Here is a 25,289-nt window from a genome sequence, read left to right on the forward strand (position 1 = left end):
TGTTGCTGATAAATACCCTTCACTCAGAGCGTTCTCAGGAGATGCCGGCTATCGAGGCACAGCGGTTGATTTTGCAACTAATGGACTAGGCCTGGCCTTGCACATTTCAGAAAAAATCGAAGGTAAATGGGCCGTTTTGCCGAAGCGGTGGGTGGTCGAACGCACGTTCTCCTGGCTAGGCAATTTTCGCCGTTTATCCAAGGACTTCGAGATCCTGCCCGGCACTGCCGAAAATATGATTCGAATCGCCATGATGAAAATAACACTTGCAAAATGCGTCTAATGTTTTACCAGACAGCTTCTAAATTGTGCGCAGTGATGGCTGGTTGCAGTCTTATTTTTGATTATTTTTCAACATCTTGGAATTTGACTTAGATCAGGCTCCGAGTAAGCGCTTTGTTCGCGCTATCGCAATGTGCTTCTCGGTTAACATGCTGCTCTCGGCCTGTGTCTCGCCAGTTGAGGGCTTATGGCCGCCGCCTCCTGATTCTACTATGCGAACCATCTATGTATCGCTCGATGCATGGCATGCAATGATCGCTTTTCCACAGAGTAAGGGACTGGCGACAAATAGCGGACAATCAGAAGGATACCCTCTTCCTCGGGCCTCCTCTTTCCTTAATTATTCACTGCTATCTGCTCCTAATCAGCACTTCGAAGAGTGGGGTTATGCTGAGCGTGCCTGGTATCTGGAAGGTCGCAGAGGAGTAACGGGTGTCATACGGGCACTTTTCTGGCCGACTGAGGGAGTGGTCGAGATTGGGTGGTACGATCAGGTATGGGCAGAGCGCACGCACCAGCCTCCTTCTGATCTTTTTATCTTTCATGTGAGTGAAGAGGGCTATCGGCGGCTGCGTGGTCATCTTCAGGCCACGATAATGCACCATAACCCCGTCGCTGTTTCCGATTCGTCTCTGTTTTATTCCGCAAAACATTCTTACCACGCTTTTCATACCTGCCATCAGTATGCAGCGCAGGCTTTGAGAAAAGCAGGCCTGCCCCTTTCGCCGTTTTGGGCTTTCAACAGATCTTCATTTGCCTGGCAATTGCGCCACGCCGCACAGATCGCAGAGAAACAACCGGCAAACATGCTACTTGAACAGAAGGACGGGACAAGGCAGACAGGGTTGTTTTAAGAATCAACTAAAGAAGTAACCCGGAAAGTGAGGTAAATAACTCACTGGGTTAGCCTGAATATTTCATGAATTCGCGTGATGATCACGCAGGATTTTGATTAATAGGGAAGTTTTGAGAAAGAGTGGTGTAGTGATTCATACACCTGACTGAGCAAAATCTTTCTTATTAATCAAAAGGCAAGTGAGGACACGTGCCAATTTATGAAATATTCGGGCTAGGTGGGAATATAAACATCGTGATTTCAAATCTTGTTTATTCGCCAGCGTTGGGAAAGCCTTGGGATATTTTTGAAGCATCGGGAATAAGCATTATCCTTCCGCGACATAAAGCAGTTACCCACAGCCTTATCCACGGAAATTGTGGATAATAAGGTTTAGCTCATAAAATTTATGCTTATGGTCAGGTCGAGCCTAATTGATGGAACCTTCAAGGCCTGGTATTGCCTTTTGTCAATTTTAGCTTGGCAAGTTTTAGCGGAGTATGTGCGATAGAATTTCTATCGAATTTATGTCCATTCCATTGGCTGGGAGAGTCCTATGTCATTTCATCTATACCGTATTAACGAGCTTTATTCCGACGCTAATGGCGTCATCCAGTTTATAGAAATGTCGGTCGGCGCCGATAATGGGGAATCGTTCTGGATCAATCAGACCATTTTGGTCACGCAAGGCAGCGTTACGCATGCTTTCAGGTTTCCCGTCAATCTTCCCAATACATTCACAGCCAACACGACGGTGCTCATTGCCACACAAGGTTTTGCCAATCTTGGAGTGGTAACGCCGGATTTCATTGTTCCTGATGGATTTTTGTTCACCAGTGGTGGCGCGACTGTCGATTTTGCCAATGTCGACGAGGTGACTTATCCTTCGCTACCGCTCGATGGTATCCACTCGATCGACCACAATGGCACGATCGGAGTTAATTCGCCCAAGAATTTTGCTGGCGTGACTGCAACCATCCATAGTCATTCGATTGCGGGGAGCGATAACGCAGACAATCTCATTGGAACCGCTGGCGATGATACGATTCAGGCTAGGGCGGGTAACGACTTTTTGAACGGACAAGCGGGCAATGATTTACTGGATGGAGGCGCTGACACAGATACCGCGGTCTATAGCGGCAACAGGGCAGAATATGCGATCAACGCAACGGCATCCGGTTTCAGTGTAACCGGCCCGGAGGGCAATGACACGCTGCCTGGCATTGAGCGATTCGATTTTCTGGATAAAAATCTCGCATTTGATCTGGCACAGGGCCAGGCAGCCGGAAATACCGTGCGCCTCATCGGTGCGGCTTTTGATGCCCACAACATCACCCCTGAATTTGTGGCAATCGGGCTGCAATTATTCGATAATGGCCAGTCGATGCTGCAAGTCAGTCAACTGGTCGTCAATACGCCGCTGTTCATTTCGCTAGCAGGCTCATCGAATAATGTCGATTTCGTCAATCTGGTCTACCAAAACGTAGCAGGCGAACCGCCTTCGCCAGCAGAGCGAGATTTCTACGCTGGATTGTTGCAAGGGAGCGGAGGCACCATGATTCAGGCTGAGCTGTTGGTGCTGGCTGCAAACACCAGTGTGAACGAGACCAACATCAATCTCGTCGGGTTATATCAGAGCGGCGTTGAGTACGGTGGTTGAACCGTTCTGCTGCACCCCGCCAACGATTTGTTATCGATTTTGTTAGCAAGGCTGCAAATGATTACTCACACCGTTTGTATCGCTATGTTTAATCTGCACCATACAGCGAGTCTAGGATTTATCGCGATTGGCCGCAGCTCAACAAAATCGTCGCGGTGTTGGTTTGTTTATTCGCCAGTGTTGAGAAAAAGCCTTGGGATCTTTTTAAAGCAGCGGGAATAAGCATTATCCTTCCGCGACATAAAGCAGTTACTCACAGCCTTATCCACGGAAATTGTGGATAATAAGGTTTTGGCTGTATCGCCATCATTCCGCAATCCGGTAAACTGTTGTTCTACATTAACTACATATCATATTGGGTCTTTTTATTCATTAAATTACTATCACTCTCGGAGAATGTGCGATAGAATTTTTTCCCGGTCATTGTTTATCCACTTCATTGGTAAGGAGGGTTTCCATGTCATACCGCATCAACGAGCTTTATACGGACATTAGTGGTAAGATTCAGTTTATAGAAATATCACTTGATCCCGTTAATGGGGAAACATTTCGCATAGATCAGACAATTAGAGTCACTCAAGATGGTTCAACTACAGCTATCAGATTACTCAAAGATCTTCCCAATCCTAATACTGCTGGTGCAACAATACTCGTCGCAACACAAAGCTTCGCTAATCTTGGCATTGTGACTCCGGATTTTATTATTTCTGATGATTTTTTATTTAATTGTGACAGTGCGACCGTCAGTTTAATAAATTCCGACCATTCGACTTCAGACGCAATGACCTATTCCTCGTTGCCGATCGATGGCATGAATGCGATCAATCATGATGGCGTGGTCGGGATCAATTCACCCAAGAATCTCGCTGGCGCGACCGGGACCGTCCCCGGCAATGAAACGGCAGGTGCTACCGATGGCGCAGATAATCTCGTTGGGACCGCTGGGGACGACATTATTCTGGCTAAGGCTGGTAATGATATTTTGAACGGGCTTGCGGGTAATGATAAATTGGATGGTGGTGCCGGTGCGGATACCGTAATCTTTAGTGGTAACAGCTCGGATTATGTGATCAGCGCGCATGGATCCTGTTTTAATGTGAGCGGGCCAGATGGCAACGACGATCTGTACAATATAGAGCGGGGCCACTTTCTCGATAAAAATCTCGCAGCTGATCTTGCCCAGGGCCAGGCTGCAGGAAATACCGTGCGCCTTATCGGTGCGGCCTTTGATGCGAACAATATCATTCCTGAATACGTAGCGATCGGGCTACAGCTATTCGATAGCGGTCAATCGATGCTGCAAGTCAGCCAGATGGTCGTCGATACGCCGTTGTTCATTTCGCTGGCAGGCTCATCGAGTAATGTCGATTTTGTCAACTTTGTCTACCAAAACGTAGTAGGCGAGCAGCCTTCGTCAGCAGTGCGAGATTCTTATGTTGAGATGCTGCAAGGCAGCGGAGGTACCATGACTCAGGCTGAGCTGTTGATACTGGCTGCAAATTCTAGTGTAAACGAGGCCAACATCAATCTCGTCGGATTATATCAGAGCGGCGTTGAGTACAGCGGCTGAAATGCCCAGTCTGTACCCCATTAACGAACAATTTGTGATCCATTTTAAAATGGATCACAAATAATTATTTACCGTTTTTATCACTATAACTTGTCGCAGAGTCAGGAAATAAAAACCGGCTAGCAACCATGCTGTTTGCGGCAGACAAGGGGGAAGCAAGCAAATTGCCCGTATTTATCGGTGCATTGCTGGCATTGATATTGGCTTCGGCCATTGATGTTCTGTTGAGTGATGTGATTTCTCATATATCAGCGCAAAACATTTACCGCTCTATTGCGGGCTTAGGATTGATCGCGATTAGCATGTAGGCCGTGTTGAAAGCTATACTCATCACACTTCAAAATTCGGCAGCTATATCTTCTCCCGCTGGGAGAAGATCGGATGAGAGATTATAAAAACCGAATTTTGAAGTGTGATGAGTATAAAAGAATATCCATTGGGCTAACTTTTTATGGTGACTCAGCCATCAAAATTCTGGTCTGCCGCGCTTTATGCAGGCATTGCTGCGGGGGTATTCTCGACCGTTGTGCAGATCCTGCTCTGGTGGGTATTCTGGGATGCACTGCCTTCGATTTTATATCGGGATGCCCGTTTTGCTGCAGCGATCATATTGGGGCAGGGGGTGTTACCACCGCCAGCGACACTGGATTGGCAGGTTATGTTCATTGCGACAGGGATCCACTCTGGCCTTTCAATCATCTACGCGATAGCCCTCTCCTGGCTGATTCGCCACCTTGACTTAAAAACCTCGCTGATCGCTGGCAGCTTATATGGTTTGGGAGTATTCGTCATTAACATGTACGGCTTTGTCATCATTTTCCCGTGGTTTATTGATACGCGGGATTGGATTACGGCGGCTGCGCATGTCGTATTCGGTGTTTCTGCCGCAGCGGTGTATAAGATATTATCCGAGTGAACGATGGTGAATGGCGCAGTTTATTTTCTGCGCACCTGGGTTTAGCCCAGGTTCAGCAATGGATGTGACAGCAGGCGCTGCGTCATAAAATCGATCAGTGCTTTAACCGCTGCGGGTTGATGTTTACGGGTAGGGTAAACCAGAAACAATTGATCGGTATCGACATCATGTTGTTCAAGAATATTCACCAATTGACCGGTCAGCACCTCAGCATGGCACATAAAAGGTGGCATCAATGCAATGCCAGCGCCCGCCACTGCGGCATCTTTCATCACACTGTAATGATCCACACTCAGCTTGCCATGGAGTTGAATCTCAATGCAGCTGCTTGCTGCTTTTTTGGGGAAGTGGCAGGTAGCTCGAATGGTTTGCTGGTGGCTATAGCGAAACAGGATGCTTTCGTGTTTAATCAGCGCCTGCAATGTATCCGGGCAACCATGCTTGCCCAGATAATAAGGACTCGCATAAAACTTGAGCGGTAATTTACCCAGTTTCTTGGCAACCAGACTCGAATCCTGCAGTATCCCTGCACCCATGCGCAGCGCCAGATCAAATCCTTCCTCGATTAGATTGACCAGGCGTGAGGAGAGATCCACTTGCACATACACTTGTGGATAGAGCTGCATGAAATCGGCAATCAGGCTACCCATGAAAAACATGCCAAACTCTACCGGCATGGTGATTTTCAAATGCCCTTCGGGCTGCTCATGCATATTTCTGATACGGCATAGCGTATCGCCAATTTGTTGCAACGAGGCATTGGCTTGCTGATATAACAGCTCACCTGCTTCCGTCAGCCGTAGGCTACGCGTGGTGCGCTGAATCAGGCGAACGGCGAGATCATCCTCCAGGCGCTGGACTGCCCGGCTGACTGATGCTTTCGGCTGACTCAGCTTGCGCGCGGCTGCGCTGAATCCTCCTGCACGAATGACTTCTTCAAACATGGCCAGGTCGTTGAGGTTGATGTGACTAGGCAGCATTATTGTTCCATTATTAACAACAGTTCTTCTCATTCTAATTGACTTATCTGTTTTATGGAACAGTAGTATCGTATCGACTTTACAAGCTACTTTTGGAGAAAAAAATCATGTTTCAAGTAATTCACAGTTCTGTAACCCGTTTCTTGACCCAACCCACTATTGCCAGTGTACTATTTCCATTGGCGCGAGTACTGACAGCATTCATTTTTGTCATGGCTGGTTATAACAAGCTGGGTACGGGCTATGAAGGGACAGCGCAGTATATGGTCAACATGGGGGTGCCGGGATTTTTACTACCCTTAGCCATCGCACTGGAAATAGGCGGCGGTCTAGCCTTGATACTCGGTTGGCAAACACGCGTTGCAGCCCTCTTGCTGGCTGGATTTTCGGTGGTTACAGGTATTATTTTTCATAGCGGCTCAGCCGATTCAATCCAGCAAGTCATGTTGATGAAAAATATCAGCATAGCAGGAGGCTTGCTGGTGCTTGCGCTGACTGGCGCTGGGCGCTTGTCGTTAGATCGCAAGCTCTACGGCGATGGTGTTTAATTTTTTACAGGAAATAGGAGATCATCATGTTAGAAGTCAGAGCAGCTAACGCACGTGGCATCGCCAATCTGGGATGGTTATATTCTCAGCATACGTTTTCGTTCGGTGATTATCACGATCCTAACCAAATGGGTTTTTCGGATTTACGGGTAATCAACGATGACTGCGTGCAGCCCGCACAGGGTTTTGGTACTCATCCTCACCATGATATGGAGATTTTCTCCTATGTACTCGAAGGCGCGCTCGAGCATCGCGATTCAATGGGAACTGGCTCAGTTATTCGTCCCGGTGATGTGCAAATGATGAGTGCTGGAAGCGGCGTTACTCACAGCGAATATAATCCTTCAGCGCATGAGCTGGCTCACTTTCTGCAGATCTGGATTGTGCCCAATCGGCTGGGAGTGCAACCTCGCTATCAGCAACGCCATTTCGATGTGGCTGAGAAACGCGGCTGTCTGCGTTTGATTATTTCACCCAATGGTGAAAATGGATCGCTCTCGGTATATCAGGATGTGCGTGTCTATGCGGGACTATTTGACGGCGATGAGGCATTTACCTTGAATCTGCCAGAAAACCGTCATGCTTATGTGCATGTAGCACGTGGATCACTTGTACTGAACGGCCAGTATTTGAGTGCAGGCGATGGTGCACGGCTACGTGACGAACGTGAACTTAGCTTTAACCACGGTTTGGATGCTGAAGTGCTGGTATTCGATTTAAGGCCAAAAGAGTTGCCAAATCAGGAATAATAACGATTCAATGAACACACAAAAAGGAAATGAATATGAGTCTAACCGTGAGCTGGTCAGCTGCAAATGACGATACCCCCTGTTTAATACAGGATGGCGATTTGTCATGGACATCCGATATCGGGCGAGAGTCAGGAGGATCGGGTGATTTTCCTGATCCACACCAGTTGCTCGATTCCGCATTGGGTGCGTGTACGGCGCTCACCCTGCAATTGTACGCCAAGCGTAAAGCTATCCCGCTTGAGGCTATTCAAATCACCATCACTCATCAGGAAGAGCCTGGATTGTATCAATTAAGGCGTGGCATTCACCTGGCGGGTAATTTAACCGAAGAACAACGCGCCGATTTGCTGCGTATAGCCAACAAATGCCCGATCCACAAAGTGCTCTCAGGTCAGATCGCGCTGACCACAGAACTAGCCTGATTAATAAGCAGAAAGGTATCGTCCTTCTTCACCGGACAATGTTCGTAAAATTTCTTTCCATCCTGATGATTGATACTCTTGGAGTTTATGGATAGTGACAAAACCAGAACGCCCCCTCGACAACCCTCTCTGAGAGCCACCTATGAGCATTTGCTTACACTCTGGACTTCCGGGAGTCGCGATTACCATAACATGCTGTCGGCCTATTTGACGGCTAATTCGATCTTTGTTGCGGTGATTGGTGTGATGGTTTCACGGGAGTCGTTGGCGCTGCCGTTTACAATATTGATTATCCTGCTCTCCGTATTCGGGATATTACTTTGCTGGCAAATGGCAATTGTCCTGGGTCGATTTTCCAGACGGAATGCGCTCTGGGAATGGCAATTAAGAGGAATTGAGCAAGCGCCGGAATGGCAAGAACGGCAACTCATCAGTGATCTCTATCGGCTGCATGAAATGCAACTACCCATCGAGGATCTACGCAACGAGCCATCCGTATTCAGGCCAAACTGGGCTTTCCGGCAACGCCGACAATGGTGGGCCCACCGGGCTGTCAGCTTTCCATGGTTCTTTGGTTGTGTTTATGGGTTGTTCCTGTTGTGGGCCGCAACTCAATTGGTGCAACAACTTATAAGTTAAACAGGCTTCGATTTTACTCTGGCGTGAATAGCTTCAAAACCTTCACTCGCGCGTAACGAGATATACTGTTAAAAACAGAACTCCCAGAATTTTGTTGGGGGTATACTTATACCCACAATACACATAATTCGAGCAAACGCTAATTATCGTGATATTAGCCATTCAGTAAGGGGAGAAGCTGGATGATACATACGATACATACACAAAAAGAACCAGACCTGGCATTTGCTGGACTGGCATTGCTCATCTTGTTTGGAATCTTGATCTGGCACGACAATCCGATTGAGAGCGCCCGTCCTCCCGATCCTTCAGCCATACAGCCACAATATACACCTGTTATAGGCCATGCTACTTACGAAAGCTGGTTATGGCAGGACCCTTTTGGTCAAAACCATCATGCTGAAGAGAGTTCTAAAAATGAAAAAGTGAATTCTGCAGATGATAGAAAGAGTCGGTGCTATCCGCAAGTTGATAAAGGGATTGTATCCATTATAAAAGAAGACAAGCCTGTAAAATTGCTGGCCTCAATAGTAAAAGTTCGGCCTAATACCATAGAAAATAAAGAACTTCGCATCAGGCATCGCTACGCCATGGTTGCAGGGCTGATTGAATCGGGTTACAAAGCCTCAGAACCTCACCGCTTGCATTTTTGCTCAATTCAAAATCAAGGTGATGACAATAAAAAATATGATTTTCGTTGGGAGCGTTTTACCGACAAAAACAAAGAGAGACCAGATGTAATCTTGATTTGGGTAGATAGCGATGCGGTTACTAGCAGTGAATCTCTTAGGATGTTTGTACCGGATTATCTTTTTCAGGAAAATAAAATTTCTGCGAATAGAGTGAATTTATTTGTTTTTGATTGGGCCAACTCAATAAAGAATAAGGAAGAAATTGAGAATAATTATCAAAACATAAAAATTAAGAAACCTATTGGCGAAACGGATGGGGCAACTGAGAAGATCGATCAACCGATCAAAAAGCCTATTGGCGAAACGGATGGGGTAGCTAAGAAGCTAATCAATCAACTGGTGCGTGAGCTTAAAGAACGCAATATTAAAAAATCATCTGAAATAGCCATCATTACTGAACATGATTTAAATGATACTGATACGCGCGATCTGCCAGAAAAATTCTGGGGTTCATTTTTTGATAAAATAGAACGAGAATGCAAGAATCAAACTGTCCAAGAAGCTCTTGACAAATCCCGTGGCGACGCTAATGCTCGATGTAAGAAACAAAATTTTTTCTATTTAAAGGGTCTGGATGCCATTCAGCAAATAATCGATAAGAAAAATAAAAATGAGGATTATCAAAAGGGTAAGAAATTGAATGATCCATTTTCTATTGTTGATTTGCATAATCCACCCATAGGTCCGACGCAATTTGATTACGTATATCGCTTAGCCAGGCAAATTAAAAAAAACCGTGATGGTGTCGATTTAGAAGAACGCATTAAAGGTGTAAAAGCTGTAATCATTTTTGGCAGTGATTTTTATGACAAGCTGGTCATTCTCCAAGCTTTGCGCACGGAAATGCCTCATATTCCCGTATTCACAACTGATCTGGATGCGCGGATGTTTCATCCGCAGCATTGGCGCTGGACCCGAAACCTGGTTGTTGCCTCGCACTTTGACCTGCGGCTTGCTGAGACATATCAGAAACACATTCCTGCCTTTCGGGATAGTCAGCAAACAGACATTTACTACAATACAATCAAAATTTTAAAAAGTAATGAACCTAAGAAATCGTCAGAGAATACAGAAATTCCACCTTTGCCAGAGCATGCAGCTATTTCGCCTTTGATTTTTGAAATTGGCCGAAATGGCCCCGTCCGTATGGAGCAGGAGCATTTGCCTACAGATGAAATAAAGAATATTCACCCAGGTGACAATAGCCTAGAGCAGGCAAAAAATAGATACTGGCTCTTACTTGGAATTACAGTCGTGCTCATCTTTTTACTCATGGCAGTTCGCCATCATTCGTTCGCTGTATTTTCATGGTTATTACTTACTTCCATTGCAGTATTTGGCTTTGCTTGGCTAGCCATAGCTGAATTTGGCGAATCACTCAGCTTTACAGAAGGTATCAGTCTGTGGCCTACCATTTTTATACGGATCATCGCAATCTCACTGGCAATTTTCTATATTGTTAATGCAGTACGCATACTTGAAAGCAATTTTTACCGCTTGAACAAAAAACACTTTGGGGAAGACTTAAAAACTTTATGGGATGACCGTGAGCCTATGTCCTTGAAAGAAGGTCCTAAAAAGATAGCCAGCTTCATTAAAAATATTTTCTGTAAAAATTGGAATAACAAGGGTTATCCTTTTTTCTCAATTTTATTTATTTCTGTTTTGAGTGGTCTCTTTTATGCAATAAACGATTTAAATCCTGCTGGTTTTCCTATCGAATTGTGCCTTTTATTGCTTATAGTTTTATACATTTGGATGGCATGTCTAGGGAAAAAGAAAAAGTATGATTTAAAACCAACTGTAAAGTGGATAGAAAAGGATAATTGCTATCAGCAAGAGACAAATCAAGTCGATGAAAAAAATCAAGCTCAAGATTTATGCCGCAAATTCATTAAGTTGGAAACTTGTAATGATAAAAAAGGATTGTGGCAGGAGTATTACGAGCACGGCCGGCTGAAGTATCGTTCAGCTCGAGTGCTTGGAATGTGGCTGTACTTTGCGATCATGGAGACCATGCTTTTTTATCTGTTACCTTCATGGCCACAGCCATGCCGAGGCGAATCTGCATGTGTTCTCGATTGGTCGGTAGGGATTATCAGTTTTATAGTAATTATGCTTTTAACATTTTTTGTGCTGGATGCCGTAAGGCTTAACTTTTATTGGATAAGGAAGCTGCGCAAAAAACATCTCTTGCTCGTTGATAAATCACTTCTATCTCCAGATGACAAGAAAGATGGCGAGTTTGAAAGAATAAGAAGCCCTGGAAGAAAGCCACTTGAAGCACTTGATAAGATGATTGATTTAGTTGCAGAGAGAACGTACGAAGTAGACAAACTCATTTACTATCCGCTAATTTGTATTATGTTGATGCTGTTTGCCGGAACCACTTATTTTGATAATCAGGACTTTCCTCTTAGTAAAGGTATTACTTTTGCTGCAAGTATTTCCCTGCTCATTTTTTCAGGCTTCATGATTAGATATGAAGCAAGAATGCTCAAGCTTGCTGTCGTTAAGAGCGCTGAAAACCTAGCTAAAGACTATAATTTTAATAAAACAGAAGTAGATGCAGTGATTGAAAAAATAAATAACCATGATAATGGCGTTTTTCAACCCATGCTGGAGCAACCCGTAATGAGAGCATTATTATTAATAGTGGCTTCTCTTGGTCTTTTTGCAGGAGAGTATATAAAGATGTTTGGGTAAGCTATGCTGCATGCGATAACGGAAACGCCATACAGGAACAGCGTAATCCTTACGAAAGTCAAGGTATAACCTATTACCCGTAGCGCGGCCTTCAAATCGCCCCCTGGCAGCAATCCAGTTACGAATTTCCATATCTGCCAGCTTACTCGTGGCATACATAAGAAAGCGGCAATTTTTTAAGGTGTTATGTATACGACAATCCTAACTTCTTTGAAATAGGTTGCAGCGGCTTGAAATGAAAAAACCGCATGGTTAGCGGTTTTTGGTGGTCTTATGAAACGAGCTGATTCAGGATAAAATGTTACTCAATATTCTGAACTTGTTCGCGCATTTGTTCGATCAACACTTTTAGTTCTACGGAAATTTTCGAAACTTCCGCGTCTACAGATTTGGAGCCGACAGTATTAGCTTCCCGGTTAAGTTCTTGCATTAAAAAATCGAGGCGCTTGCCAGCACGGCCGCCCTTAAGCAGCGTGTGTTCCACCTCATCCAGATGAGTTTGTAAGCGTGATAATTCCTCATCTATATCTATCTTGCTTGCAAATAGTATTAACTCTTGTCGAATGCGCTCATCATTACCATCTATTTTCGCTTCCTGTAAACGCGCCACTAATTTTTCCTGGAAATTTGCAAGTAACATTGGGATGCGCGGTGACAGTTCCGTGGTCAACTGACGTAATTGGCGCAAGCGTTCGAGTAGTGCATTTTTAAGTTTCTCTCCTTCACGCACCCGTGTAGCGGTAAATTCATTCAAAGTAGCTTGCAGTAATTCCATACAAGATTCATGCAATACTGTAGTTGATAAGGTATCACTACTCAGTATGCCAGGCCAGCGCAGAATGTCTGCTACAGTCAGACTCTTCGCATCCGAAAGAGCTGATTTAACCGCATTGTTTAATTCCAGTAATTTGTTTAGTAACTGCTCATTGAATTTTTGTGGCAGATCTGTATTTGCGTAGGGTATGAAGGTTAAGCGGCAATCAACCTTTCCGCGTTTTAACTGAGTATTCAAAAGCTCTCGCATTGCGGGTTCCAGTAAGCGGAATTCATCAGGTAAGCGGAACTGAATATCGAGATAGCGATTATTGACTGAACGTAATTCTAGCGTTAAGGAGCCTTCCGGGATCTCCCTGGACATAACGGCATAACCTGTCATGCTGGCTATCATAGGTATTTCCTTCCCTTGAAAATAGTTTCGACTAGAGATTAGAAATATGAGTGAGTATAGTGGGTTAGTCAATTGAAAGCCATGAATCTTTTGAGGTGTTTCTCAGGTACTCAGTTATGGCTGACGCAGAACTTTGACCGTAAGTTTAACCCGAATATTTCATAAATTCGGGTTAGGGATTGGCTAGTTGTTGGAGGTAGCCGCGCCACCCGCCAAAATAACTGATATCTTTTGCATTTTCGATAGCGTAATGCTCGCAGAGAAAACCTTGCACTGTTTCACCATTTGCCAGAGTTAGGGTGCCGATTCCTAGCGGTGCTGGAATATTGGCCACAAAACTGCCCAATTCGTGCATCGGCAGTTCCCAGACCTCCACCTCGATCGCAACACCTTGCTCATTTGGATTGACTCGAATTAGCCCAGGGCGTTGCGGTGGTTCTCCTGGCAAAGCATAGAGTCTATAGTCTGCTGAGGTAGTGGTGCGTGCCACTAATCGCCCCTGGCGGCTGGTCAATTGCCGATTTAATGGCAAGCCAGATAAATGTGCGCCACAGACGGCTATTTGTACCTGACCAGACCGGGATGCGGCAGGAAAGGGAATGTTCTGAGGTAGTGCAATGCCTGTCGCACCCAGCGTGAGCAAATAAGCTTGCTGCAGCCGATGAGCAAGATGCAGCAACGGTTCGTCCTGGTGAGCCGGTGTTACCAGTGTGATACCAAAAGGCAACCCATCATTCTGGAAGCCAGCAGGAACGGCAACCGCAGCATAGTCGAGCAGATTCATGAAATTGGTGTAGTAGCCCAAGTTGGTATTGAGGCGTATGGGATCTTGCTGTATGGCTTGAATGGGATAGATCGTCCCGGCAGTGGGTGTCAGCAGGCAATCAACATCTGCCCAAATCTGGTCTGTCTGTTGTTTGATTTGGCGTAATTGATAGCACCCATTGAAGGCGTCCGCGGCAGAGTGCCGTTTCGCAGTCGCGATGATTTCACGTACCGGTGCAATGACCTGTTCGCTGTGCGACTCGAAGAATGATTGAATCGCTGCATAACGCTCGGCTACCCAGGGCCCTTCGTAAAGGAGGCGGGCAGCTTCGAGAAAGGGCTCAAAATCTATCTCGGTCGCTTCTCCACCCAGCACTTGCATGCGGGCTATTGCATCGTTAAACAAGCGTTCACTTTCACGATTACCAAAAAATTGCAGTTGCTGTTTACGCGGAATACCAAAGCGGAAATGCGGGGCAGCGCCAAAATCGAGGCCGTGTTCTTCTCTTTTCCTTGAATAGATATCCGCTGCGTCATAAGCAGCACAAATTGTCAGGACGCGCGCCGCATCCGCAGCAGTATATGCGAAGATGGATACTGTATCGAGAGAGCGGCAAGCCGGTACCATGCCATGCGCCGAAAGCCAACCTTTCGTGGGCTTATATCCGATCAGATTATTAAAAGCGGCGGGAACTCTGCCGGAACCTGCAGTATCGGTGCCGAGGCTGAAACATACCTGCCCCTTGGCGACAGCAACAGCCGAACCTGAGCTGGAGCCGCCGGAAATATAAACGGGATTGAATGCATTGCGGCAAGCCCCATAGGGAGACCGTGTGCCATTCAGTCCGGTGGCGAACTGATCAAGATTGGTTTTGCCGATGGGGATCGCACCGGCATCGATCAGTCTCTGCACAACAGTTGCGTTGCACGATGGCGTGTAGGCAAAAGCTGGGCAAGCTGCCGTGGTTGGTATGTCTGCCAGATCAATATTGTCTTTGATGGCGAAGGGTACGCCATACAGCGGCAATGATGCCATCCCTTGTGCTTCCACCTTGCGAGCGTAACCTTGTAATGACTCAAGTGAAAGTGTGGCAATCCAAACATGATCCGGGTCATTTTGAATCTCGGCATGAATGGCTTCGACCATTTGGGTCGGGGAGAGTTTACCGCTCGCATAGCGTTGCAGCAAAGATGAAATGTCACCCAGCGGGAGAAGTTTTTGCATAGTTACTCCTTACTCCTGTTCCTGGATGATGAGCAGCACCTGCCCGGCAGATACATATCCGCCTTGTTTACAGAATAATTGCCGCACTGTGCCGGTGACAGAGGAATCTACCGAGAATTCCATTTTCATGGATTCGATCATGATGACAGGCTTGCCTGCTTCCACATGGTCGCCTTCCGTGACGAGTAACTTCCAAACCGTACCCGTTACTTGGGAACTGACAGCTTGTGCGCCTTCTGGCAAGTCCAGTTCACACTGTGTGTCTGCTTCATCCAGTGTATCTTCACTGACATAATGGGTCAGATTATTGGCTTGCCAGCGTTGCCGCTCAGCTTCGAAGGCAGCCTGTTGTCTGGCTTTGAATACATCAATGCTGGCAGCATGTTGTTGCAGGAAGGTATGGTATTGTTTCAGGCTTAAAACAGTCTCTTCCGTACGCAGCTTGAAGCGCCCGGCAATGAAATCTTTGCGCAGTTTGAGCAGCTCGCTTTCACTGACCGGATAGAAACGGATTTGATCGAAGAAGCGCAATAACCACGGTTGGCCATCCTTGAAATCGGCTGTCTGGCGGTAATGATTCCACATTTGTATGGTACGGCCAACAAATTGATAACCTCCCGGACCTTCCATACCATACACGCAGAGATAGGCGCCACCGATCCCGACGGCATTTTCGGGTGTCCAGGTGCGTGCCGGATTGTATTTGGTGGTGACCAGGCGATGACGCGGATCGAGGGGGGTTGCCACGGGCGCGCCCAGATAGACATCGCCCAATCCCATAACCAGATAACTGGCTGCAAATACAATATGCTGAACCTCCTCAATGCTTTCCAGCCCGTTAATGCGGCGGATAAATTCGATATTGCTTGGGCACCAGGGGGCGTCGCTGCGTACCGATTGCATGTATTTTTCGATGGCTAATCGCGTGGCGGCATCATCCCAGGATAAAGGCAAGTGGATGATGCGGGACGGGACTTCCATGTCATCGATCGCTGGCAGCTTGCTTTCACTTGCGATTAGAAGATCCAGCAAAGTATCGCGCGCCAGCCGGCGTGAATCAAAATGAATCTGCAGGGAACGAATGCCAGGGGTCAAATCCAGAATACCGGCAAGCTCGCCGCCGTTAATGCGCTGCTGCAGCCATGTCATCAGTGCATGGGCACGAAAGCGCAAATTCAGATCGAGTACGGGCGCTCCATACTCGATTAATAGGTATTTATCACCGGATTGACGGTAAGTCACCTGCACACGCTCTTTGCTCTCGGGAATGCAATGCAAAATAGGATTTTCTAGTTTTGCAGGTTGAGAATAGGTTGACGAGCTTCCATCAGCACCCAGATGCTGGACCAATTGATTCTGTTGTTCTTCCAGTTTAAGCGCATCTTCCATCGATATCGGATGAAAGCGAATGCTATCACCGGGTTTGAGTTGTCCAATTTTCCACAACTCCGCATGAGCAATGGTGGCCGGACAGACGAAGCCACCTAGACTAGGGCCATCGGGGCCAAGGATGATCGGCATATCCCCGGTAAAATCGACTGCGCCAACTGCATAAGCATTATCGTGAATATTGGAGGGATGCAAACCAGCCTCACCGCCATCGGGACGCGCCCACTGGGGTTTAGGGCCAATCAAGCGTACCCCCGTTCGGCTGGAGTTATGATGGACTTTCCACTCAGCGGCAAAAAATTGTTCGATATCAGCTGCGGTAAAGAAATCAGGCGCGCCATGGGGTCCATACAATACTGCGATTTCCCAGCGATCCGTGTAATGAGGAATCGACTGCTGGGGTAGATATTGAGGTGCTGGGTGCTGGAAAGGCTGAATGGGTTGGATATGCAGCACATCCCCGGCACGCAGTACACGTCCTGCATGCCCGCCGAACTGACCTAGCGTAAAGGTAGATTTACTGCCAAGATAATCAGGTACCTGAAAACCACCGTGCACGGCTAAGTAAACCCGGTTGCCGGATTGTTTAACTTTACCAAACTGCAAGAGCGCACCCGCTTTGACGAAATGAGATTGCCACTGGGACAACGGTTCACTGTCCAGCAATATATCGATGGGCGCGCCGCAGATTGCAATGATGCCATCGCAATTAAAACGCAGCGTCGGACCTGCCACGGTGATTTCCAGCCCAGCGCTATCTTCGGTATTATTTACCAGCCGGTTGGCAAGACGAAAGGCCAGGCTATCCATTGGCCCAGAAGGGGGAACACCTACGTTCCAGTAACCAATCCGTCCCGGATAATCCTGTATCATGGTTTGCACCCCAGCATTCAGGATATCGATACTGTCCGCCAGATAATGAAATCCATTGAGGAATTGCGTGTTCGGTTGCCCACTACAGAACGCAGTGCTTTGCAGAATTTGTTTGAGGTAAGCTAAGTTGGTTTCAATTCCATGCAATGAAGTGTTATCCAGTGCGGCGAGTAAGGTTGCGATGGCTTTTTCTCGATCAGGCGCATGCACGATGATTTTAGCCAGCATGGGATCATAAAATGCTGAAACCTCGATGCCGCGCTCGATCCAAGTTTCAATACGGGCTGCCGCAGGAAATTCTGCCGCAGTCAGTGTGCCGCTGGAAGGTTGGAAGTCCTTTGCAGGATTTTCCGCATACACCCGAGCCTGGATGGAGGCACCGCTGGGTTTGATCGTGAAAGAATCGAGGGGAGGGAGATCCCCAGCCGCCTGACGCACCATCCATTCCACTAGATCAATGCCGGTGACTTCCTCAGTCACGCCATGTTCCACCTGCAGGCGGGTATTGACTTCGAGAAAATAAAACTGACCATTGGCGGCATCGAAAATATATTCAACCGTACCAGCGGATTGATAGTTGACGGCTTTGCCAAGGCGTACCGCCGTCTCAAGCAGTGCCTGGCGCAGATGCGGTGCAAGGTTGGGAGCAGGCGTTTCCTCGATGACTTTCTGGTTACGCCGTTGCATGGAACAATCACGCTCACCTAATGCGACAACCTGGCCTTTACCATCACCAAAAATCTGTACCTCAATATGGCGGGCCCGGTCGACATATTTTTCCAGAAAGAGACCGGCATCCTTGAAATTATTTTGTGCGAGCGTTTTGACAGATTCATAAGCGCCGATCAGCTCATCTTGATTCCAGCAGAGGCGCATGCCTATGCCACCACCTCCGGCGGTGCTTTTCAGCATGACGGGATAACCAATATGTTTGGCTTGATGGCAAGCCGCTTCAACATTTTCCAGTAAGTCGGTTCCTGGCAGGAGCGGCACCTGATTTTCCAGCGCCAAGGCCCGTGCAGTATGTTTCAAGCCAAAGTTGCGCATTTGCTGCGGCGTAGGGCCGATAAAACAAATCCCATGCGCAGCGCATTGCTCGGCAAAATCGGCTTTTTCACTGAGAAAGCCATAACCGGGATGGATCGCTTGTGCACCGGTTTGCTGAGCAATCTCTAATATTTTGTCTGCGCGCAGATAACTTTCGGCTGCGAGACCGCTGCCGATGCAGTAAGCCTCGTCTGCATCGGTGACATGTCGCGATAGGGCGTCGGCTTCCGTGTAAACTGCCACGCTTGTGACGTTCATGCGGCGGAGCGTACGGATAATCCGGCAGGCAATGGCGCCGCGGTTGGCAATCAGGATTTTATCGAACATAGCGTTATCCTCTTCCTAAGTGAAATGATCAGCCGAATTTAATTGCGCAGGGTATTGTCATTGCTGAGAATCCCAGATCAGTAAACGGATCGGTGTCGGGTTATAGGCATTACAGGGGTTGTTCAGCTGCGGACAATTCGAGATCAATACCAGCACATCCATTTCAGCTCGCATTTCAACATATTTGCCGGGGGCGGAAATGCCGTCGACAAATTCCAGGTTACCTTCCGCAGTGACAGGAACATTCATAAAGAAATTGATGTTGCTCGGTATATCGCGCTTGCTCATGCCGAGCTGCTCGCAAGCAGCCTCGTGAGCCAGCGCATGAAGGAAGCTATCCCGACAACTGTGCATGGGATATTTCTCCAGTGCATAACGTACCGTATTGCTTTCTGCTGCACAGGCACCCCCGAGTGTGTCATGACGCCCGCAGGTATCCGCGATGATCGTGAGCATGGCATTACCCAGATTGGAGCAGAGCTTGCTGCCGGTGGTCAGATACAGCTTATTCTGGGCACGTATCGTATCGGTTACGCTATACCGCTCCAATGCGTGGTTGGCATTAAAAAATAGCGTATCGACAGCTTGATTGCCTTCCAGATCGACAATGCGGAAAATTTGCCCTTGTTTAACGATCTTGACCCAAGGCTCACCTGCCGCACAAATTTCATCGATGATGGCGAGATCGGGATTGAGTTTGCTTTCTATCAATAGAGACGTATTCATAATGCACCTCCACAGGGGTGATATAACCGATGAGTATTGTGTAATCCCCGTACGTTCTCAGCAATCTGCTGGCATTCCGAAACTGTTGCGACCGGTGTAGTAAATGCTACCAGATGGATATCGCCGGGTTGATAGGTTGTACTGGTATCAAGCGGATGAGGTGCAGCGGAAAGGATAACCAACGTATCCATTTCAAAACTCAGATTAACATAGTCGCCCGCTTTACTATGGTTACGATGAAACGTTAATTCACCCGAAGCGTTTGCGGATACTTTGCTGAAGAAATTAATGTTGGAGACGATGTCACGCATTCCCAATCCCCATTTACCGAGTTCGATGAGCATCCCATCCAGGCCACTGCGATACATTTGATTGCGATGCTCCTGGTAGCGGGCGGTGCCATATTTTTGCTGGATCAGTTTGCGATCGCTCAGACCGCATGCGGTATCATGCCAACCTACCGTATCGGCAGTAATACAGCAGAATATTCGTCCCATATCGGAATAACAGGCATGCCCTTTAGTCAAACGGAAGGTATGCTGCGCCTTCAAGGTATCGGCCATGTTATAGCGCTCCAGTTTTTCTTCCTGGTTGAAAAACAAGACCGCAGCGTTAGCACCGCCGGCGACATCAGCTAAGCGTAAGGTTAGGCCACGGCGTATAATTCCTGACCAATGGCATCCGCCCGGGATATGTTCTTCCCACAGAAATACGTTATTTTGATTCATTTGCTCCTCCTTATCAGAATGGTCAATGTAGTTACTCCCAGAATGCTTCCCAAAACCAGTGGCACAGCCCAGAGCTGCCACCAGGGTGCATCAGGTGAAGCCAAATAGGCACGCGGCCAGGCTATGTTGATCAACTCAAACAATGACCAGAGAAAGGCGGCAATGTTGATGATCAGACCCCATACCCCTAATCTCAGCTCACCGAGTGCCGGATCCCAGCGACCCGTCAGTCGAGTATATAAACCGACTCCCGTAGTCATGGAAAACATAGCATAGAGTCCTCCTGTACCAAAGGCGATGATGGTCGCGACGGCTTCATTATTCAGTCCAAACAACAGTCCCAGTCCTGCCAGAAATACTGTACAAAGAATCGCATTCCGGGGTGCTTTAGCAGCGGTTACGCGACTGAGCGATACAGGCATATTGCCTTCACGTGCCATGGAAAACACGATGCGCGAGGTATATTTGACGACGGACGCACCGCAAGCAAGAAAAGCGATTACGACAATCGCCAGAAAGGGCTTCTCGAACCAATCTCCAATATGCGTTGTAATTAGAGGAGTGATTGGATCAAACGTAGCACTGGTTTTTGCCAAGGTAGCATGATCAAATGACAATGTCAGTGCAGCAGAGTTGAAAACAACCACGGTGCCTACCGCGCATAACGAGAAGAAAATTGCCCGTGGCACCATGCGTGTGGGTTGATGTGTTTCCTCTGAAGTCGTTGAACAAGCATCAAATCCGATGAATGCCCAACCGGCAATGGCAAGTGCAGCGAGAAAAGCAGATAGCTCATCTGGCGCTGTACCGGTACCCAGGTGCTGGAATAATTCAGAGAATGGATGTTCTCTAAAGAACAGGAAAAGTAGGAGAGCCATGCCGAACGATCCAATGATTTCGGCATATACACCGAGGGCAATCACCGACTTAAACACATTCACATGAGCAAGATTGAGCAGCATGCAAATGAGCAGAAAAACCGCACCCCAAAGTACCATCATAGCGCCTGTTTCACTTGGAGAATCAAATAGAATGGCAAGCCAGATTCCCCCGGTGTAAGCGGTTGTTGTCAGCATAGCGATGGTTGAACTGATATAAATCGCGCCAGCATACTGGCCTAAAATGGTTCCACCGAGTTGACGCGCCCATTTGTAAGCGCCGCCAGCAATGGGAAATTGGGAAGATAATTCGGCATAGACGGTTGCAACCAGTAATTGCATGATTAAACAGCTTACGAGAGCTGGGAACCAGCCTCCACCAGTCACATTGGTTTGCACCCCCACAATGGCATAAAGTCCAACTACTGGAGAAACCACTGCAAAGCCAAGCGTAAAACTATTCCAGATACCCATGCTACGGTTAAGCATACCGGGATCAGCTGATTTCATTTCAGATGAAAAGCTTTTGGGATTTTGAGCGGTTGACATGTTATACCTCGTGAATGTAATGAAAGATTATTCAACCCAAGTCAAAACTTGCTGTTAACTGAGAACCTGATGGTCACTAAATGGCTTAGTCTTTATTGCCAGTGTTTCACAGGCATGAGGATAGTACGAGGAAAATTGATCGGTCAGGCACCGCTTATTGTTTCCTGACGAGCCATTAGTGCTGATTCGTATGAATAACCTATAAGCGGAAAATGTTAGCGCTTTTCCAGTGATACCGAGGGGAAGGTAGAAAAGAAATGAATATAAGATTTGCGCGTCCATAACGAAGTCTCCTTTAAGTCATCAGGTCAAGTACCGAGAGTTGTAATGTGCTGACACATTACACAATCTCCCGGGCTTTTATCCCTCCGTGGAGCTTCGTTATTACCGAAGCCAGAAACTCTTGGACCAGACACTCCTTATATAAGAAGTCGGAACCCTAGTTTGCTATTACATCAGTTGTATAGATCTATACAACTCAGTGACGCCTCTCAATAGTTAATAATACTAAGAAACGATTTCATAAATAAAACTAACATATCTTTTCTAGAAAAACAAATTTATATTGTCAAAAGGTATCTTATGAAGCTATAAGGGATAGCATGTTTTGGCATGATGATTACTTTCTTTATCTTGCTGAAGTGCAATGTTTCTAATGAAATAGCATTAGTGAAGAACGGAAATTTGTTGAATCAATACAGGGTTCTTTTGCATTAAAGCGATCACTTGATGAAGGATTAAAACCGGATTCTTCAATTGACCGCTCCTCACATAATATGCTCAACCAGATAGATAAAGGTTAAGCAACACCATACTGTGCACGATAGCGTTTAATTGCCAGTAAATTATGCGCCATATCACTTCTGGTCTCTAGATAATCCGTAATATTATCTAGATTGATAATGCTGATGACTGGAATACCGTGCGCCTGCTCAACCTCTTGTATGGCAGATGCCAGATGGCGACCTCGCTCCATACGGTCAAGTGCTACAACGACACCACAGGGTGTCGCCGCAGCAGCACGGATAAGATTGACGGATTCTTGTATCGATGTTCCAGCAGTGATGACATCATCGACTATCAGGACACGACCTGTCAGTGGCGCCCCTACGATATTGCCACCTTCGCCATGATCTTTAATTTCTTTACGATTAAAGCAGAAGGGGTGATTATGGTCGGTTTCAGCCAGTGCGATAGCAATAGCGCTGACGAGCGGAATGCCTTTGTATGCCGGGCCAAACAACATATCAAACGGAAGCTGGGCAGCCAAGATGGCTTTCACGTAGAATTGCCCGAGTTTATGTAATGAATTGCCATCATTAAATAATCCCGCATTAAAAAAATAGGGCGAAAGACGTCCTGCTTTGGTGATGAATTCACCAAACCGGAGTACGTTGCGTTCAATGGCGAATTCAATAAAAGCTTGCTTAAAATCTAACATGGTTCTAATAACTCATAAAAATGCGAATTATAACGGCTAACTTGAATGGTATACGTGCTGCAGCTAATAAAGGTTTTTTTCAATGGATGCCTACGCAGCAGGCTGATATCGTGTGCGTTCAGGAACTGAAAGCTCAACCTGATGATATGACGAGTGAAATGAAAGTCCCAGATGGTTATCACGGTTACTTTCATTGCGCAGATAAAAAAGGCTACAGTGGAGTGGGATTGTATTCTCGTCATGAGCCTGACAAAATCATTGAAGGCGTAGGAATCCCGGAAATCGATTCAGAAGGACGATATTTACGTGCCGATTTTGGTGATTTGAGCATCATATCGATTTATCTTCCTTCAGGGTCGAGTGGTGAACACCGGCAGGCTATCAAATTCTTTTTTATGGAGCGATTTTTCCCGATTTTGCAGGCACTGGCTCACAGTGGCAGGGAGATTATTTTGTGTGGAGACTGGAATATCGCCCACAAGGAAATTGATCTGAAGAACTGGCGCGCCAACCAAAAGCATTCTGGTTTCCTGCCGGAAGAACGTGCCTGGTTGACAACAGTTTTTGAAGAATTGAAATTCATTGATGTGTTCCGGAAAATTGATCAATCACCGGAGCAATATACCTGGTGGTCAAATCGCGGGCAGGCATGGGCTAAAAATGTAGGGTGGCGTATCGATTACCAGATTGCTACACCCTCGATTGCCGACAAAGCGACCAGCGTTTCCATTTACAAGCAGGAACGCTTCTCGGATCATGCTCCGTTAATTATTGATTACGATCATCATCTATGATTAATACCACCGTTGCTAGCTGGTTGAGCATATGCCGTATCTATGCCCACCCCAGAGTGGTTGGAATGTTGGCATTAGGTTTTTCAGCCGGATTGCCCTTGTTACTGATACTGGGTACCTTATCCTTCTGGCTAAGAGAGGCAGGTATCGATCGTGCCACCATAGGTCATTTGAGCTGGATTGGTCTTGCTTATGGTTTTAAATGGATGTGGTCGCCCTTGGTTGACCGTCTGCCATTGCCGCTACTGACGCGGTTATTGGGTCGACGCCGTGCCTGGTTGCTGCTTTCGCAGATCACGATAGCGATCGCATTGGTAGGTATGGCCAGTACTGATCCACTCGAGAATCTATCACACATGGTTTTTTTTGCATTGGCAGTGGCTTTTGCCTCCGCCACACAAGACATTGCACTAGATGCTTATCGGATCGAAGCCGTTGAATTAAGGCTGCAAGGCGCAATGGCGGCTACTTACCAAGGAGGTTATCGTTTAGCGATGATACTGGCTTCAGCAGGTGTGCTGTGGATTGCGGCATCGCTGGATGCTTCCCCAACTGATTATGACTATCAATCATGGCAGATTGCCTATCTGATCATGGCTGCCTGTATGGCGATTGGCATCATTACTACATTGATTATTCAAGAGCCTGATGTTCCAATTAATCACCTTGCCGCAGAAAATGAAAGGCAGGCTAGTCAAATGATTACCCGTTGGAATTTGAATGCGCGCCTTACGCGATTACTGACCTGGCTATATAGCGCAATGATTGCACCTTTCCAAAACTTTATCGTGCGGCACGGCTATCATGCCTTCTTGATACTGACACTGATTGCTGTTTACCGTATCTCGGATGTAGTAATGGGCGTGATGAGCAACCCCTTCTATGTTGATATGGGGTATACCAAGGATGAAGTGGCAACTGTTTCCAAAGTATACGGTGTCATCATGACACTTTTAGGCGCGGCAGTAGGGGGGGTATTGACCGCCAGGTTTGGTGTGATTAAAACTCTATTCCTTGGTGCAGTCTTATCCGCAGCGACGAATTTGTTATTTGTCTGGCTATCTCTGCGAGGACACGATATCGTTGGATTAATATTTACTATTTCCGCAGATAATCTTTCTGCTGGCATTGCTTCTTCAGCTTTCATCGCCTATCTTTCAGGATTGACCAATTCTGCCTATTCAGCGACGCAATACGCGTTATTTAGTTCAGTGATGTTGCTGTTACCCAAATTTATTGCCGGCTTTAGTGGGCAATTTGTAGATGCCTATGGGTATGCACTATTTTTTATGGGAACTGCATTACTCGGCTTACCGGTGCTGATTTTGGTATGGATGGTGGGGCGAATCGAATTTAAAACACCTGTCTCATCGTAAG

The 25,289-nt window shown here is 46.8% G+C and carries 21 protein-coding genes and 1 riboswitch; of the genes, 13 read left to right on the top strand and 8 right to left on the bottom strand.

What is annotated here, in order from left to right; all coding sequences use genetic code 11:
• The 6 genes from BLW34_RS17380 to BLW34_RS09050 form a co-directional block, all read left to right on the top strand.
• On the top strand, window positions 1-283 hold a 283-nt coding region (locus BLW34_RS17380), incomplete at its 5' end, for a transposase (protein ID WP_143037899.1).
• Between the two features lie 211 nt (window positions 284-494).
• Entirely contained in the window at window positions 495-1,136 is a 642-nt protein-coding gene (locus BLW34_RS09030) for a DUF2459 domain-containing protein (protein WP_177165999.1), read from the top strand.
• A 537-nt stretch (window positions 1,137-1,673) separates the two neighbouring features.
• The gene (locus tag BLW34_RS09035; protein ID WP_090578507.1) at window positions 1,674-2,777 is read left to right on the top strand and encodes a calcium-binding protein; all 1,104 of its coding nucleotides are present in this window, start codon (window positions 1,674-1,676) and stop codon (window positions 2,775-2,777) included.
• A gap of 457 nt (window positions 2,778-3,234) precedes the next feature.
• Window positions 3,235-4,347: a DUF4214 domain-containing protein gene (locus tag BLW34_RS09040; protein WP_090578509.1), complete on the top strand. Its 1,113-nt coding sequence runs from the start codon at window positions 3,235-3,237 to the stop codon at window positions 4,345-4,347.
• Between the two features lie 128 nt (window positions 4,348-4,475).
• Window positions 4,476-4,655 (top strand): TMEM165/GDT1 family protein, encoded by a 180-nt coding sequence (locus tag BLW34_RS09045; RefSeq protein WP_218138823.1) that lies wholly within the window; start codon window positions 4,476-4,478, stop codon window positions 4,653-4,655.
• 143 nt (window positions 4,656-4,798) lie between these two features.
• Complete coding sequence (locus tag BLW34_RS09050; RefSeq protein ID WP_090578512.1) at window positions 4,799-5,263, top strand: sodium:proline symporter; 465 nt, start codon at window positions 4,799-4,801, stop codon at window positions 5,261-5,263.
• 41 nt (window positions 5,264-5,304) lie between these two features.
• Here the strand turns inward: BLW34_RS09050 and BLW34_RS09055 are convergent, their stop codons facing one another.
• Window positions 5,305-6,243: a LysR family transcriptional regulator gene (locus BLW34_RS09055; RefSeq protein ID WP_177166000.1), complete on the bottom strand. Its 939-nt coding sequence runs from the start codon at window positions 6,241-6,243 to the stop codon at window positions 5,305-5,307.
• A 107-nt stretch (window positions 6,244-6,350) separates the two neighbouring features.
• On the opposite strand from BLW34_RS09055, the gene BLW34_RS09060 reads away from it, so the two are divergent.
• The 5 genes from BLW34_RS09060 to BLW34_RS09080 all read left to right on the top strand — a co-directional run bounded on the left by BLW34_RS09060 (window position 6,351) and on the right by BLW34_RS09080 (window position 12,002).
• A complete protein-coding gene (locus BLW34_RS09060; protein ID WP_090578518.1) occupies window positions 6,351-6,791 on the top strand; it encodes a DoxX family protein in 441 nt (146 codons plus the stop codon).
• Between the two features lie 26 nt (window positions 6,792-6,817).
• The gene (locus tag BLW34_RS09065) at window positions 6,818-7,540 is read left to right on the top strand and encodes a pirin family protein (protein ID WP_090578522.1); all 723 of its coding nucleotides are present in this window, start codon (window positions 6,818-6,820) and stop codon (window positions 7,538-7,540) included.
• 35 nt (window positions 7,541-7,575) lie between these two features.
• Window positions 7,576-7,965 (top strand): OsmC family protein, encoded by a 390-nt coding sequence (locus BLW34_RS09070; RefSeq protein WP_090578525.1) that lies wholly within the window; start codon window positions 7,576-7,578, stop codon window positions 7,963-7,965.
• Between the two features lie 87 nt (window positions 7,966-8,052).
• A complete protein-coding gene (locus BLW34_RS09075) occupies window positions 8,053-8,604 on the top strand; it encodes a RipA family octameric membrane protein (protein ID WP_090542726.1) in 552 nt (183 codons plus the stop codon).
• 182 nt (window positions 8,605-8,786) lie between these two features.
• A complete protein-coding gene (locus tag BLW34_RS09080; protein ID WP_090578528.1) occupies window positions 8,787-12,002 on the top strand; it encodes a hypothetical protein in 3,216 nt (1,071 codons plus the stop codon).
• Window positions 12,003-12,303: 301 nt separating this feature from the next.
• Here the strand turns inward: BLW34_RS09080 and BLW34_RS09090 are convergent, their stop codons facing one another.
• The 7 genes from BLW34_RS09090 to pyrE form a co-directional block, all read right to left on the bottom strand.
• On the bottom strand, window positions 12,304-13,170 hold the full coding sequence (locus BLW34_RS09090; RefSeq protein WP_090578534.1) for a YicC/YloC family endoribonuclease: 867 nt from the start codon (window positions 13,168-13,170) through the stop codon (window positions 12,304-12,306).
• A gap of 172 nt (window positions 13,171-13,342) precedes the next feature.
• Window positions 13,343-15,160, bottom strand: coding sequence for an allophanate hydrolase (gene atzF, locus BLW34_RS09095; RefSeq protein WP_090578536.1), 1,818 nt, complete (start codon window positions 15,158-15,160; stop codon window positions 13,343-13,345).
• A 9-nt stretch (window positions 15,161-15,169) separates the two neighbouring features.
• The gene (gene uca / locus BLW34_RS09100) at window positions 15,170-18,796 is read right to left on the bottom strand and encodes an urea carboxylase (protein ID WP_090578539.1); all 3,627 of its coding nucleotides are present in this window, start codon (window positions 18,794-18,796) and stop codon (window positions 15,170-15,172) included.
• Window positions 18,797-18,853: 57 nt separating this feature from the next.
• The gene (locus tag BLW34_RS09105) at window positions 18,854-19,522 is read right to left on the bottom strand and encodes an urea amidolyase associated protein UAAP2 (protein WP_090541413.1); all 669 of its coding nucleotides are present in this window, start codon (window positions 19,520-19,522) and stop codon (window positions 18,854-18,856) included.
• Window positions 19,519-20,250, bottom strand: a complete 732-nt coding sequence (locus BLW34_RS09110) for an urea amidolyase associated protein UAAP1 (RefSeq protein WP_090578542.1) — start codon at window positions 20,248-20,250, stop codon at window positions 19,519-19,521. Before BLW34_RS09110 ends, BLW34_RS09105 begins: the two co-directional genes overlap by 4 nt.
• Window positions 20,247-21,638 (bottom strand): APC family permease, encoded by a 1,392-nt coding sequence (locus BLW34_RS09115; RefSeq protein ID WP_256203711.1) that lies wholly within the window; start codon window positions 21,636-21,638, stop codon window positions 20,247-20,249. Before BLW34_RS09115 ends, BLW34_RS09110 begins: the two co-directional genes overlap by 4 nt.
• Window positions 21,639-22,024: 386 nt before the next feature.
• Window positions 22,025-22,131: riboswitch (guanidine-I (ykkC/yxkD leader) on the bottom strand.
• 345 nt (window positions 22,132-22,476) lie between these two features.
• Window positions 22,477-23,118 (bottom strand): orotate phosphoribosyltransferase, encoded by a 642-nt coding sequence (pyrE, locus tag BLW34_RS09120; protein WP_090578549.1) that lies wholly within the window; start codon window positions 23,116-23,118, stop codon window positions 22,477-22,479.
• Between the two features lie 20 nt (window positions 23,119-23,138).
• On the opposite strand from pyrE, the gene BLW34_RS09125 reads away from it, so the two are divergent.
• Complete coding sequence (locus tag BLW34_RS09125; RefSeq protein ID WP_090578552.1) at window positions 23,139-23,912, top strand: exodeoxyribonuclease III; 774 nt, start codon at window positions 23,139-23,141, stop codon at window positions 23,910-23,912.
• The gene (locus tag BLW34_RS09130) at window positions 23,909-25,288 is read left to right on the top strand and encodes an AmpG family muropeptide MFS transporter (RefSeq protein WP_090578555.1); all 1,380 of its coding nucleotides are present in this window, start codon (window positions 23,909-23,911) and stop codon (window positions 25,286-25,288) included. Before BLW34_RS09125 ends, BLW34_RS09130 begins: the two co-directional genes overlap by 4 nt.
• The last annotated feature ends 1 nt before the right edge of the window (window position 25,289 follow it).

It is taken from the genome of Nitrosomonas sp. Nm58 (genome assembly GCF_900107335.1).
Classification (GTDB): Bacteria; Pseudomonadota; Gammaproteobacteria; order Burkholderiales; family Nitrosomonadaceae; genus Nitrosomonas.

Bases quoted from the DNA above. Each gene is read 5' to 3' on its own strand.
- BLW34_RS09030 (WP_177165999.1), top strand. From the start codon at position 495: ATGCGAACCATCTATGTATCGCTCGATGCATGGCATGCAATGATCGCT.
- BLW34_RS09035 (WP_090578507.1), top strand. From the start codon at position 1,674: ATGTCATTTCATCTATACCGTATTAACGAGCTTTATTCCGACGCTAAT.
- BLW34_RS09040 (WP_090578509.1), top strand. From the start codon at position 3,235: ATGTCATACCGCATCAACGAGCTTTATACGGACATTAGTGGTAAGATT.
- BLW34_RS09045 (WP_218138823.1), top strand. From the start codon at position 4,476: ATGCTGTTTGCGGCAGACAAGGGGGAAGCAAGCAAATTGCCCGTATTT.
- BLW34_RS09050 (WP_090578512.1), top strand. From the start codon at position 4,799: ATGGTGACTCAGCCATCAAAATTCTGGTCTGCCGCGCTTTATGCAGGC.
- BLW34_RS09055 (WP_177166000.1), bottom strand. From the start codon at position 6,243: ATGCTGCCTAGTCACATCAACCTCAACGACCTGGCCATGTTTGAAGAA.
- BLW34_RS09060 (WP_090578518.1), top strand. From the start codon at position 6,351: ATGTTTCAAGTAATTCACAGTTCTGTAACCCGTTTCTTGACCCAACCC.
- BLW34_RS09065 (WP_090578522.1), top strand. From the start codon at position 6,818: ATGTTAGAAGTCAGAGCAGCTAACGCACGTGGCATCGCCAATCTGGGA.
- BLW34_RS09070 (WP_090578525.1), top strand. From the start codon at position 7,576: ATGAGTCTAACCGTGAGCTGGTCAGCTGCAAATGACGATACCCCCTGT.
- BLW34_RS09075 (WP_090542726.1), top strand. From the start codon at position 8,053: ATGGATAGTGACAAAACCAGAACGCCCCCTCGACAACCCTCTCTGAGA.
- BLW34_RS09080 (WP_090578528.1), top strand. From the start codon at position 8,787: ATGATACATACGATACATACACAAAAAGAACCAGACCTGGCATTTGCT.
- BLW34_RS09090 (WP_090578534.1), bottom strand. From the start codon at position 13,170: ATGATAGCCAGCATGACAGGTTATGCCGTTATGTCCAGGGAGATCCCG.
- atzF (WP_090578536.1), bottom strand. From the start codon at position 15,160: ATGCAAAAACTTCTCCCGCTGGGTGACATTTCATCTTTGCTGCAACGC.
- uca (WP_090578539.1), bottom strand. From the start codon at position 18,796: ATGTTCGATAAAATCCTGATTGCCAACCGCGGCGCCATTGCCTGCCGG.
- BLW34_RS09105 (WP_090541413.1), bottom strand. From the start codon at position 19,522: ATGAATACGTCTCTATTGATAGAAAGCAAACTCAATCCCGATCTCGCC.
- BLW34_RS09110 (WP_090578542.1), bottom strand. From the start codon at position 20,250: ATGAATCAAAATAACGTATTTCTGTGGGAAGAACATATCCCGGGCGGA.
- BLW34_RS09115 (WP_256203711.1), bottom strand. From the start codon at position 21,638: ATGAAATCAGCTGATCCCGGTATGCTTAACCGTAGCATGGGTATCTGG.
- pyrE (WP_090578549.1), bottom strand. From the start codon at position 23,118: ATGTTAGATTTTAAGCAAGCTTTTATTGAATTCGCCATTGAACGCAAC.
- BLW34_RS09125 (WP_090578552.1), top strand. From the start codon at position 23,139: ATGCGAATTATAACGGCTAACTTGAATGGTATACGTGCTGCAGCTAAT.
- BLW34_RS09130 (WP_090578555.1), top strand. From the start codon at position 23,909: ATGATTAATACCACCGTTGCTAGCTGGTTGAGCATATGCCGTATCTAT.